Annotated in this window: 7 protein-coding genes and 5 pseudogenes; 8 read left to right on the top strand and 4 right to left on the bottom strand. The window is 69.0% G+C overall.

Annotation, left to right across the window (positions count from 1 at the left end):
- Positions 1-44 precede the first annotated feature (44 nt).
- Positions 45-1,223: pseudogene (locus ACWD35_RS39825) on the bottom strand (L-serine ammonia-lyase); the annotation flags it as partial.
- Between the two features lie 204 nt (positions 1,224-1,427).
- Between ACWD35_RS39825 and ACWD35_RS39830 the strand changes: the two are divergent.
- Together ACWD35_RS39830 and ACWD35_RS39835 are read left to right on the top strand one after the other, a co-directional pair.
- Positions 1,428-1,694, top strand: a pseudogene (locus tag ACWD35_RS39830) (site-specific integrase); the annotation flags it as partial.
- Positions 1,640-2,242: pseudogene (locus tag ACWD35_RS39835) on the top strand (aromatic-ring hydroxylase C-terminal domain-containing protein); the annotation flags it as partial. The pseudogenes ACWD35_RS39830 and ACWD35_RS39835, both read left to right, overlap by 55 nt.
- Positions 2,243-2,503: 261 nt before the next feature.
- On the opposite strand, the gene ACWD35_RS39840 reads toward ACWD35_RS39835, so the two are convergent.
- The gene (locus ACWD35_RS39840; RefSeq protein ID WP_451356244.1) at positions 2,504-3,139 is read right to left on the bottom strand and encodes a Tn3 family transposase; all 636 of its coding nucleotides are present in this window, start codon (positions 3,137-3,139) and stop codon (positions 2,504-2,506) included.
- 148 nt (positions 3,140-3,287) lie between these two features.
- Positions 3,288-3,497, bottom strand: a pseudogene (locus ACWD35_RS39845) (serine dehydratase beta chain); the annotation flags it as partial.
- Positions 3,498-3,665: 168 nt separating this feature from the next.
- Here ACWD35_RS39845 and ACWD35_RS39850 point away from each other — a divergent pair.
- From ACWD35_RS39850 to ACWD35_RS39860, 3 genes are all read left to right on the top strand, one after another.
- On the top strand, positions 3,666-4,028 hold the full coding sequence (locus ACWD35_RS39850; protein WP_451356245.1) for a bifunctional 3-phenylpropionate/cinnamic acid dioxygenase ferredoxin subunit: 363 nt from the start codon (positions 3,666-3,668) through the stop codon (positions 4,026-4,028).
- Complete coding sequence (locus ACWD35_RS39855) at positions 4,025-5,188, top strand: NAD(P)/FAD-dependent oxidoreductase (protein ID WP_451356246.1); 1,164 nt, start codon at positions 4,025-4,027, stop codon at positions 5,186-5,188. Before ACWD35_RS39850 ends, ACWD35_RS39855 begins: the two co-directional genes overlap by 4 nt.
- Before the next feature lie 130 nt (positions 5,189-5,318).
- The gene (locus ACWD35_RS39860; RefSeq protein ID WP_451356247.1) at positions 5,319-6,449 is read left to right on the top strand and encodes an aromatic ring-hydroxylating oxygenase subunit alpha; all 1,131 of its coding nucleotides are present in this window, start codon (positions 5,319-5,321) and stop codon (positions 6,447-6,449) included.
- Positions 6,450-6,512: 63 nt separating this feature from the next.
- Here ACWD35_RS39860 and ACWD35_RS39865 read toward each other — a convergent pair whose 3' ends face one another.
- Positions 6,513-7,310, bottom strand: a complete 798-nt coding sequence (locus tag ACWD35_RS39865; RefSeq protein WP_451356248.1) for an IclR family transcriptional regulator — start codon at positions 7,308-7,310, stop codon at positions 6,513-6,515.
- 151 nt (positions 7,311-7,461) lie between these two features.
- Between ACWD35_RS39865 and betA the strand changes: the two genes are divergently transcribed.
- From betA to ACWD35_RS39880, 3 genes and pseudogenes are all read left to right on the top strand, one after another.
- Positions 7,462-9,129, top strand: a complete 1,668-nt coding sequence (gene betA / locus ACWD35_RS39870) for a choline dehydrogenase (RefSeq protein ID WP_168489764.1) — start codon at positions 7,462-7,464, stop codon at positions 9,127-9,129.
- 3 nt (positions 9,130-9,132) lie between these two features.
- On the top strand, positions 9,133-10,026 hold the full coding sequence (locus ACWD35_RS39875; RefSeq protein WP_451356249.1) for a 5,10-methylenetetrahydrofolate reductase: 894 nt from the start codon (positions 9,133-9,135) through the stop codon (positions 10,024-10,026).
- A 62-nt stretch (positions 10,027-10,088) separates the two neighbouring features.
- Positions 10,089-11,291: pseudogene (locus tag ACWD35_RS39880) on the top strand (transposase); the annotation flags it as partial.
- Positions 11,292-11,449 lie beyond the last annotated feature (158 nt).

The following is an 11,449-nucleotide window of genomic DNA, read 5'->3' on the forward strand; positions in this document are numbered from 1 at the left end:
AGCCTCGTCTCGACATTCGAAGACGCTCAGCACTTGTTGACGTCTCAGCACTCGATGACGTTGACCGCGAGGCCGCCGCGCGAGGTCTCCTTGTACTTCACCTTCATGTCGGCACCGGTCTCGCGCATCGTCTTGATGACCTTGTCGAGCGAGACCACATGGGTGCCGTCGCCGCGCAGCGCCATTCGTGCCGCATTGATCGCCTTGACGGATGCGAGGGCGTTCCGCTCGATGCAGGGGATCTGGACCAGGCCTCCGACCGGGTCGCAGGTCAGCCCGAGATTGTGCTCCATGCCGATCTCCGCGGCGTTCTCGACCTGTTCCGGCGTGCCGTCGAGCGCCTCGGCGACACCAGCGGCGGGCATGGAGCCGGCGGACCCGACCTCTCCCTGGCAGCCCACCTCGGCCCCGGAGATCGACGCGCTCTCCTTGAACAGCGCCCCCACCGCGCCGGCGGCCAGCAGAAAGCGGACGACCCCGTCCTCGTCGGCCCCGGGAACGAAGCGCGTGCAGTAGCGCAGTACCGCGGGCACGATCCCGGCCGCACAGTCGGTGGGCGCGGTGACCACGCGACCGCACGAGGCGTTCTCTTCGTTGGCGGCCAGCGCGAAGAGGTTGACCCAGTCCATGATGTGCAGCGGATCCACATACTGGGAGTCCTCGGCGAGGCTGCGCAGCAGCTGCGGGGCACGGCGGGGCACCTGCAGCCGCCCGGGCAGGGTGGTCTCGGTCCGTGAACAGCCGCGCTCCACGCACTCCTGCATCACCCTCCAGATCCGCAGCAGGCCGGCGCGCACCTCGCTCTCGCTCCGCTGGGACAGCTCGTTGGCGAGCATCACCCTGCTGATCGGCAGGCTGGTCTCGTAGGCGCGCAGCAGCAGTTCGGATGCCGAGCCGAAGGGGAGCCGTACCGGAGTGTCGTCGGGCTTGATGCGGTCGGCACCCGTCGCGCTCCCGTCCACCACGACGCCCCCGCCCACCGAGTAGTACGTGCGCGCCCTCACCTCGCGGTCATCGTGGTCCCGGGCCGTGAACACCATGCCGTTGGGGTGGAACGGCAGCGTGCGGCGACGGTGCAGTACCAGGTGCTCGCGCTCGCGGAACTCCACCTCCCGGCGGCCCAGCAGCCGCAACCGGCCGGCCTCGTGGATCCGGTGCACCCTGTCGTCCACGGTGTCGGTGTCGACGGTTTCCGGATCCTCGCCTTCCAGGCCGAGAAGTAGGGGGCTGAGGAACATCGGAACGAAAACTGGCGCTAAGGATCTGTCGGCCCTGGTGGGCGGCTGACGGTGCGTCGACTCCGGGACGGGTCTGAAGTCGTCCCACAGATAACACCCCAATATCTGCGTAGCTTGATTCGTCACCTGCGGTGACGTTCTTCGGCCGCTGCGTGAAGCGGCCCTGCTATCTGTGGCAAGGAGGAAGTGGTGCCCACCGTCGTACAGCTGCCGACCGGGAAGGCCATGACCGTCCGCGCGGCGGCGGACGTGTTCCTCGACTCGCTCGGCAACCCGAACACGGTCCGGAACTACGGGATCGGGGTGGGCAAGACCGCCGAACGGCTTGGCGAGGCCCGGTGTCTGGCGTCGGTGGCGGACGACGAGATCGGCGAGGCCCTCGAACTGCTCTGGGGCACCGCGGCGGTCAACACCTGGAACTCCCGCCGGGCGGGGGTGCTGTCCTGGCTCGGCTGGCGCCGGAAGGGCTGCTGGACACGTACACCTCCGAGCGGCACCCGGTCGGTGCGTGGGTCCTGGACTGGACCCGGTCCCAGGTCGCGGCCATGCGCCCGGACCCGCAGTCCCGGGCCCTGCGCGCGATGGTCAGCGACTTGGCGGGGACGGTCGTGGGCACCACGTACCTCACCGCGCGGCTCAACGGTTCCGGGGTGCGGTACGAGCTGCCGGGCGAGCACCCGCTGACCGGCCGCAGCACCCCGGACCTCGAACTCACCGGCGGCGGCCGCCTCGCGGACCACCTCCACGGCGGCCGGGCGCTCCTGCTCGACCTCAGCGACGACCCGGAGCTCCGGGCCCTCGCTGCGGGGTATGCCGGCCGCGTCGACACCCTGACGGCCGGCTGCCCGTCCCGCCCGAAACTGGCGGCGGTCCTCGTCCGTCCGGACGGCTTCACGGCCTGGGCGGCCGACGCGGGGGCGCAGGCGCCGACGTCGACGGCCGGGCTGGCGGAGGCGCTGGAGGAGTGGTTCGGAGTGCCAGAGGGTGCGGTGACGCCGGGCTGATCCGCCGCTCTGCTGACTGACTCGAACCACGAGCCGATCCCACCCACGGCCGCCGCACCCACCCGGTGTGACGGCCGCCCGCACCCCAGTCCCGGCTCAGCAGCAGCCCGGAGCTCTCATCGGCCGCCTACCGCACCCGCCGCGACGCATAGCCGCCACGCCCTCCGCCGGTGTTACGGCTCCCGGCACCCTACGAGCCGGTGACCAGTGCAAACGTCACCGCCGGGACAGCCCCGGCGGTGACGGTCACCCGCACCGGGGTCACACCTCTTCGGCCGCGTCCGGGTCGCGCAGCGGGCGCAGGCCGCCCGGCAGTTCGGGGAGCTGGAACGAGTACCGGCCGAGCATGTTGACGTGGTGCCGTACGAACGGGGAGAGGCGGGCCACGTCCTCGTCGCGGACGTCGAAGCCGTCCGCGCGCAGCTGGTTCACCGCGGCGTCCACGTACCGCGTGTTGAACAGCACGAGCGCGTTGAGGACCAGGCCCAGGGCGCCGATCTGGTCCTCCATACCGTCCTGGTAGCGCTGGTAGAGCTGCCCGGCCTTGCCGTGGAAGATCTTCCGGGCGAGCGCGTGGCGGCCCTCCTGGAGGTTGGCCTGCACCTTGATCTGCCGCCGGTAGCCGGGCTCGTCGGCCAGGCGCAGGATGTGCAGCGTCTTGGCGATCCGCCCGTAGTGGGCGATCGCGTCGCCGAGCGGGGTGGGGCGCCCGTCCCGCGACAGCATGCGGATGACGTCGTACGCACGCACGGCCCCGGTGCGGATGGACCCGATGATTCGCAGGATGTCCTCCCAGTGCCGCTCGACCCGCGCGAGGTCGACCCGGCCGCGGGCCGCGTCCTGGAAGGCGCCGCGACGGCGCCCCGCCGTACGCCGCATAGCTTGCGGCCTGCTCATCCGTCAGAAACTCGACCGGCACTCCGGACCTCCAGACAGTCAGTGATCAACACGACTGCCGAAGGCTCCGCCTCCGCCGAACCCCAGGTCAAAGCGCTCTCAGGCACGCGAAGGGCTTAGCGTCAGTTTTCGTTCAGTTGTTCCTCGCCCCCCCGAGTACCGCCTTGCCGCTGCCGTGGCCGTGACCGGTGGCGCCGAGCGACCCGAAGAGTTCCGCCCGGACCGAGGCGGTGTGGGGGAGCAGACCGTCTTCGTGCAGCCCGGTGACGAAGAGACGGGCGGCCTTCAGGGGCCCCACGGTGTGGGAGCTCGACGGACCGATGCCCACCTTGAACAGGTCGAAGACGCTGATCGCCACGCCGGCTCCTTCATGCGGTGTGTTGTCTATGGCGCAAGGCGTTGCGTAAAAAGCAACCTTGAACAAGGGGTCGGCCTGTCCTCTGGATGCCTTGACAAGGGTTTGGGGCCGCCCTCAAACTGACGTTGCGCTTACCGCAATCCGTTTCGCTATACGCACCGAGGTGTCATGATGATTCCCGCGTGCCTTCTCGTGGATCTGCCGCGAGGCGAGGCCTACCGGCTAGACATCGATCCGCCGGTTTCGGTGTTCCACACTGATGACGGCGAGGTCTTCGCCATCGATGACACCTGCACCCACCAGGACGCGTCGCTCGCCGACGGCTGGTTGGAGGGCTGCGAGGTGGAATGCCCGCTGCATGCTTCGAAGTTCGACCTCCGGACCGGAGCCGTCGACGCTCCGCCGGCCAAGCGTCCGGTCCGCACCCATGAGGTCCTCATCGAGGAGGGCATGATCTACGTCCGGCCGTCCACGGAGGCACCCAACCTGCCGCCCTGTGTTGCGTCCCGGCTCGCCGGAGGTCCCGCGTGAGGACAGTGGCCGTGGTGGGTGCCTCGCTGGCCGGTCTGTCGGCGGCGCGCTCGTTGCGGAAACGGGGGTACGACGGGCGGCTGGTCATCATCGGCGACGAACCGCACCGCCCGTACGACAGGCCGCCGCTGTCCAAGGAGTTCCTGGCCGGTGACATCGGCGAAGCCGATCTCGTGCTGGAGTCGGACGACGAGGACCTGCAGGCCGAGTGGCTGCTCGGCGCCCGCGCCGCCGGACTCGACAGCGCGGATCGCGCCGTGCGGCTCGCCGACGGCCGCGAGGTCCGAGCCGACGGCTTCGTCATCGCGACCGGCGCGGCCGCGCGGACGCTGCCCGGCACCGACGGCCTGGCCGGGGTGCACACACTGCGCACCCTGGACGACGCCCGCGCCCTGCGGGACGAACTGGCCCTGGGTGGGCGGCTGGTCGTGATCGGCGGCGGATTCATCGGCGCCGAGGTCGCCTCCACCGCATACGCTCTCGGACTCGACGTGACGGTGGTCGAGGCGGCGCCGACGCCGCTCGCCGGACCGCTCGGCGAGACCATGGGCGGCATCGTCTCCGCCCTCCATGCGGACCACGGCGTACGGCTGTTGTGCGGCGTGGGGGTCAAGGGGCTGAGCGGGGAGAGCCGGGTCGACGCCGTCCTGCTCGAGGACGGCAGCAGTATCCCCGCCGACACCGTCGTCGTCGGTGTCGGCGCGCGTCCGTGCGTCGAGTGGCTGGAAGGATCCGGCGTCGCGCTCGACAACGGCGTCAAGTGCGGCGCGGACGGCCGCACCAGCCTCGCCGGTGTGGTCGCCGTCGGTGACTGCGCCTCCTGGTACGACCCCCACGCGGGGATCCACCGCCGCGTCGAGCACTGGACCGGTGCGCGCGAGCGGCCCGACGTGGCCGTGGCCACGCTGCTGTCGTGGGGTGCGGCGGAGCCGGGCGTGCCCCGGCCGCCGTACTTCTGGTCGGACCAGTACGGTGTGAAGATCCAGTTCGCCGGGCATTCAGCCGGTGCCGACAGTGTGACGGTCGAGGAAGGCGTCCCGGGCGACCGCAGTTTTCTGGCCGTCTACCGGCGTGCCGGACATCCGGTCGCCGTCCTCGCGATGAACCAGCCGCGGCTTTTCATGCGTTGGCGCAAGCAGCTCGCCTCCGCGACATCTTGACATCACCGATGGTGCATTTCATGCTGCTGTTGCGTATAGCGCGCAGCGTTGCTCCATATAAAACGCCGTCCGGAGTCGCTCTTCCCGGCGCGTGAATGACCGATCCACGACGTTCTCCGAGGAGTGCACTGTGACCTCGACCAGCCTGCCGGACAGCCTGATCGCCACCCTGCCCGGCTCCTTCTACACGGATCCGGGGATCTTCGCCCAGGAGCAGGAGCGCATCTTCGAAACGATGTGGTTCTGTGCCGTACGCTCCTCGGATCTGGCCAAGCCCGGCGCCTTCCGGACCGTCGAGGTGGGCCGCGAGAGCATCCTGATCACGCGCGCACGGGACAACTCCATACGCGCCTTCTTCAACGTCTGCCGCCACCGCGGAGCCAAGCTCTGTACGGAGGAGACCGGCGAGGTCAAGCGCGCCTTCCAGTGCCCCTACCACGCCTGGACGTACGACCTGACGGGCAAACTCGTTGCCGCGCCCAACCTCACCAAGATGCCCGATGTCAGCCGCACGGAGTACGGCCTGGCGAGCGTGGCGACCCATGAATGGCTCGGCTATGTGTGGGTGTGCCTCGCGGAGAACCCGCCTCCCTTCGAGGAGGTCGTGCAGGACGTCGTTGCACGCCTCGGCGACACCGAGTCGATCGAGCACTACGACATGGAGAACCTCGAGGTCGGCAAGCGGATCGTCTATGACGTCAAGGCGAACTGGAAGCTGATCGTCGAGAACTTCATGGAGTGCTACCACTGCGCCACGATCCACCCCGAACTCACCGAGGTACTCCCGGAGTTCGCCGACGGGTACGCCGCTCAGTACTACGTGGGTCACGGCGCGGAGTTCGGCGCCGAGGTCAAGGGCTTCACCATTGACGGCTCCGAGGGACTGGACCGCATTCCGGGGGTCTCCGAGGAGCAGGACCGCCGCTACTACGCGATCACCGTCAGGCCGCAGGTGTTCATCAACCTCGTCCCCGACCATGTGATCTTCCACCGGATGTACCCGGTCGCCGCGGACCGCACGATCGTCGAGTGCGACTGGCTCTACCTCAAGCACGTCGTCGAAAGCGGCAAGGATGTCAGCCGGTCAGTGGAGCTCTTCGACCGCGTCAACCGGCAGGACTTCGACGCGTGCGAGCGCTGTCAGCCCGCGATGAGCTCCCGGCTGTACGCCGAGGGCGGCGTACTGGTGCCCAGCGAGCACCACATCGGCGAGTTCCACGACTGGGTCCGGGAGCGTCTCGGGACAGGGCAGTCGCAGTAGCGGCGGTTCTCGGCAGGCCGACGGTGGCGGCTGAAGGTGCCGACGGCGGCGGCACCTGGGCGTTCAACCCAGGTAGCCCATCCGATGGCTGATCTCCTCCGCGCCCTTGACCAGCACCGGAGCGAGTTCGTGCATGCGCTCCTCGGTGAACCGGTAAGCGGGGCCGGAGGCGCTGAGTGCCGCGATGACCTCTCCGTCCCGGTCGCGGACCGGCGCGGCCATGGCGTGGAGCCCGATCTCCAGCTCCTCCAGGGTCCAGGCGTAGCCACGCTCCCGAGCCTCGGCGAGATTCTTCTCGAGCTTCGTCTTCGAGGTCAGGGTGTGCGGGGTCACCTTCTTCAGGCCGGCCTCGGACAGTAGCGCGGCGCGCTGCTTGGCGGGCATGTGGGCCAGCAGGATCTTGCCGCTGGACGTGGCGTGCAAAGGGGTCAGCTGGCCGACCCAGTTGTGCGCGGTGACGGCCCCCGGGCCGCGCACCTGGTACAGGTTGATCGCGTAGTGCTCCTGCATCACGGCGATGTTGACGGTCTCGCCGATCTCCTCGGCGAGGCGCTCGCAGACCGGACGGCCCTGCTGGGTGATGTCGATGCGTCCCGTGACCCCGCCGGCCAGGCGTACGATGCCGAAGCCGAGGCGGTATTTGCCGCGCTCGCCCGCCTGCTCCACCAGACCGCGCGCCTCCAGGGCGCCGAGCAGCCGGAACGCGGTCGACTTGTGAACATCGATCTCGGCGGCCACCTCGCTGACGCCGGCCTCGCCGCGCTGGGCCAGGATTTCCAGCACGCTGATGGCGCGGTCGACGGACTGTACCCCGCCGGACTGCGAACCTGTCGTTTCGGTATCTGGACTGTAGTTGCTCACAGCGAAACTATACGCGCAGTAAACAACAGCATGGCAAGTAACAGCATCGAAACGTAGACCATGCAAGTTGCGTTGCTCGCAACCTAGTGCGTATAGAGATACTCGTACTAGCATGCCACGCGTATCTACGGCGCGAGCGAGACGAGGCACCATGGCTCCCCTGCAATACGACTTCGTCATCGTCGGCGGTGGATCCGCCGGCAGCGCACTGGCGAACCGACTCTCCGCCGACCCGGGCAACCAGGTGCTGGTCCTGGAGGCCGGCCGGCCCGACTACCCGTGGGATGTCTTCATCCACATGCCCGCGGCGCTGACCTATCCGATCGGCAGCCGGTTCTACGACTGGAAGTACGAGTCCGAACCCGAGCCTCACATGGGCGACCGGCGCATCTACCACGCGCGCGGCAAGGTGCTGGGCGGTTCCAGCAGCATCAACGGCATGATCTTCCAGCGTGGCAACCCCATGGACTACGAGCGCTGGGCCGCCGATGCCGGCATGGAGTCCTGGGACTACGCGCACTGTCTGCCGTACTTCAAGCGGATGGAGAACTGTCTCGCGGCCGACCCCGACGACGAGTTCCGCGGCCACGACGGCCCCCTCGTCCTCGAACGCGGCCCCGCCTCCAACCCGCTGTTCACCGCCTTCCTCAAGGCCGTCCAGGAGGCGGGTTACCCCCGCACCGACGATGTCAACGGCTATCAGCAGGAGGGCTTCGCCCCCTTCGACCGCAACGTCCACAGGGGACGCCGTCTGTCGGCCTCGAAGGCGTACCTCAAGCCCGCGAAGAAGCGGCCCAACCTCACCGTCACCACCCGCGCCCTGGTCACCCGCGTCCTCTTCGAGGGCAAGCGTGCTGTCGGTGTCGAGTACCGGCGGCGCGGCAAGGTCCAGCAGGTGCGAGCCCGCGAGGTCATCCTCTGCGGCGGCGCGATCAACTCCCCTCAGCTGCTGCAGCTCTCCGGCGTCGGCAACGCCGAGGAACTGAGCGCGATCGGCATCGACGTTGTCCACGACCTCCCGGGCGTCGGCGAGAACATGCAGGACCACCTGGAGGTGTACATCCAGTACGCCTGCAAGCAGCCCGTCTCCATGCAGCCGTACATGGCGAAGTGGCGCGCCCCCTTCATCGGCCTGCAGTGGCTCTTCCGCAAGGGCCCCGCCTCGACCAACCACTTCGAGGCCGGCGGCTTCGCCCGCAGCAACGAGGACGTGGACTACCCCAACCTGATGTTCCACTTCCTGCCGATCGCGGTCCGCTACGACGGCTCCTCGCCCGCCGGCGGGCACGGCTACCAGGTGCACGTCGGTCCCATGTACTCCGACGCCATCGGCTCGGTGAAGATCAAGAGCAAGGACCCGAACGAGCACCCGGCGCTGCGCTTCAACTACCTGTCCACGGAACAGGACCGCCGCGAGTGGGTCGAGTCGATCCGCGTCGCCCGCAAGCTCCTCAACCAGCCCGCGCTGGCCCCGTACAACGACGGGGAGATCTCACCGGGCCCGTCCGTGGAGAGCGACGAGGAGATCCTCGCCTGGGTCGCGAAGGAGGGTGAGACCGCCCTGCACCCCTCGTGCACCTGCAAGATGGGCACCGACGAGATGTCCGTCGTCGACCCCACCAGCATGCGCGTGCACGGTGTGGAGGGACTGCGCGTCGTCGACGCGTCGGTGATGCCCTATGTCACCAACGGCAACATCTACGCGCCGGTGATGATGATCGCGGAGAAGGCGGCCGATCTCATCCTGGACAAGGACCCATTGGCCCCTTCCAAGGCCGCGTACTACCGGTACCGCGACGCCCAGAAGCAGGCCGGTTAGACCTTGGACGGCGAACACTTCCGGGCGCTGCTGCACAGCGTCCGCTACGAGGTGCTGCCCGCGAAGGCGACCGAGGACAAGGTCCTCGCCCATGTCCCGCGCGACGTCGTCGTCACCGTGACGGCGTCGCCGGTCAAGGGCCTGGAACCGACGCTCGACCTCGCCACCCGGCTCACGGCGCACGGCTATCGCGTCGTCCCGCACGTGCCCGCGCGGCTGCTGCGGGACGACGCGCACCTGAAGGATGTCGTCGACCGGCTCCGGGAGGCGGGCGTCGACGACGTCTTCGTCCCGGCTGGCGACGCCGATCCGCCGGCCGGGGCCTACGACGGGGCACTACCGGTGCTGCGCAGGCTGAGCGAGCTGGGCAGCCCCTTCGCTCATGTCGGCATCACCGGTTACCCCGAGAGCCACCCGCTCATCCACGACGACCTCACCATCCAGGCGATGTGGGACAAGCGCGCGTACGCCACGTACATCGTGAGCAACCTCTGCTTCGACCCGCGCGTGCTGGGTGACTGGGTCGGCCGGATACGCCGCCGCGATATCACCCTGCCCGTCCACGTGGGCGTCGCGGGGCCGGTGCAGCGGGCGAAGCTGCTGTCCATGGCGGCGAAGATCGGGGTGGGGGAGTCGACGCGCTTTCTGACCAAGCACGCCTCGTGGTTCCTGCGCTTCGCGACACCCGGCGGTTACTCGCCCGAGCGGCTGCTCGCCCGTTCCGCGGGCGCGCTCTCTTCTCCCTCGGCGGGGATCGTCGGCCTGCACCTCTTCACCTTCAATCAGATCGCCGAGACCGAGCGGTGGCGCTGCGCTGTGCTTGACCGGTTGGGAGGCCAGGGCCTGTCCGGCGGATCAGGTCGGAGGAGAGCTGCGGCGCCTCATAAGCGCAGGTGAGCGGGGTCTGGTGCGTCCAGCTACAAGGCGGGGGAGGGAGTCGACGCGGAGCGTCGGCAACCGGTGACTTCGACCCGTCCCTGCTGGGCTGCTTCCGCCGCCGGCTGGGCCGTTTTGCCCGCCCGAACCGGGTCTTCGAGGCGGTGCGCGAGGTCGTGAAGGCCACCGGGGTCCTCAAAGGCAAGCACCGGCGGGCGCTGGACTCCACCGTTCTGGACGACGCGGTCGCCACACAGGACACCGTCACCCAGATCATCGCCGCCATCCGCGCGGTAATCCGGGAGGTCCCGGGAGCCGGCCAGGTGGCAGCCGTGCAGTGCACCGCGCACGACTACAGCGACCCGGGCAAACCAAGGATCGCCTGGAACGACGAGCAGGCCGCGAACGCCGTCGGCATCCTGGCTCTGGTCGCCGGCCAGGATGCCGAACCTGCCGAGGACTCCGACGGCCGCGACGGGCGCTGGCGCATCACCCGGGGCACCGCGCAGGACCGGATGGTCTCCACCGTCGACCCCGAGGCCCGGCACATCCACAAGACCCGCACCCACCAGCAGGACGGATACAAGGCCCACCTGGCCATCGAGCCCGAGACCGGGTTATACACCGCCGTCGCCCTGCGGCCCGGCAGCGGACCCGAGCACCACGAGGCCACCGTCGGCCTGGACCTGCTCGCCGAAGAAGTCGAGTCGGCGGACGCCTTCGGTGACACCGCCTACTCCACCGGCGAGGCCCGCCAGGCCCTCGAAGAGGCAGGGCACCGGCTGTTCCTCAAACCCGCCCCGCTCCGGGCGGCCGTCCCCGGCGGCTTCACCCTGGACGACCTCGCCATCGACACCGCCGCCGCCACGGTGACCTGCCCTGCTGGACACACCGTTGCCCTGTCGGACCCCGGCGGTCAGCACAACCAGCGCAAGGCGGCCTTCAAGAACCTGTGCACTGGATGTCCCCTGCGCGAGCGGTGCACCAAGGTCAGGGCCGGACGCATCCTGACCATCCGCCCGCACCACGACCTCCTCACGGGCGCCCGCCGCCAGGCCGCCACCGACCCCGACTGGCAAGCCGACTACCGCCGCTGGAGACCGCCGGTCGAACGCGCCGTCGCCTGGCTCGTCCACCACGGCAACCGCAAACTCTGCTACCGCGGCACCATCACCAACAACGCCTGGCTCCATACCCGAGCAGCCGCCCTCAACCTCCGCCGACTGATCAACCTCGGACTCACCCGCACAGGCAACACCTGGACGATCAGTCCGGCCACCGCATAGACCAAGGGGCCGCCCGGCCTACAACCGGACAGCCCCTCAACAAGATCTTCATGAGTCTTCTAGCTAGGGCCTGTGTGATGTCGTGATCAATCGGCTGCTTGCAAGAGATCTCCGACCCAGATCATGGAGGCGCGGAGTTCGAGGCCGGCGAGGTAGCT

The sequence above is a fragment of the Streptomyces sp. NPDC002671 genome (assembly GCF_053592475.1).

Bases quoted from the DNA above. Each gene is read 5' to 3' on its own strand.
- ACWD35_RS39840 (WP_451356244.1), bottom strand. From the start codon at position 3,139: ATGAGCAGGCCGCAAGCTATGCGGCGTACGGCGGGGCGCCGTCGCGGC.
- ACWD35_RS39850 (WP_451356245.1), top strand. From the start codon at position 3,666: ATGATGATTCCCGCGTGCCTTCTCGTGGATCTGCCGCGAGGCGAGGCC.
- betA (WP_168489764.1), top strand. From the start codon at position 7,462: ATGGCTCCCCTGCAATACGACTTCGTCATCGTCGGCGGTGGATCCGCC.